This window comes from Thioclava sp. F28-4, assembly GCF_002020045.1.
Classification (GTDB): domain Bacteria; phylum Pseudomonadota; class Alphaproteobacteria; order Rhodobacterales; family Rhodobacteraceae; genus Thioclava; species Thioclava sediminum.
Genome location: NZ_MPZQ01000069.1, coordinates 1 through 323 on the forward strand (window position 1 = coordinate 1; position 323 = coordinate 323).

The 323-nt window shown below is 62.8% G+C and carries 1 pseudogene; it reads left to right on the forward strand.

The features are described from left to right. Positions 1–323 (forward strand): annotated as a pseudogene (locus BMI87_RS21915) (IS5/IS1182 family transposase); the annotation flags it as partial.

Genomic DNA, 323 nt, shown 5'->3' on the forward strand with positions numbered 1-323 from the left:
GGCACCGGGCCGATGCTGGGTTGGCTGGTCGAGCGCAAGATCGCGCCGCACATCCCCGTCTTGGACAAGTCGGGCCGTAACGATGGCACCTGGACTCGGGCCGACTTCGAGTGGGACGCCGAAAACAATCAATACATCTGCCCAGAGGGCCAGACGCTGAAGCAGTTCCGCCGGAACTATTCCGACCCGAACAGAGGACCGACCGGCAAGGGCGTCGCCAAATACCGCGGCTTGAAGCACATCTGTCAGGCCTGCCCTTCGAAGCAGCACTGCTGCCCGAACATGGACTTCCGGTCCATCACCCGCGAGGAACACGAAGACGC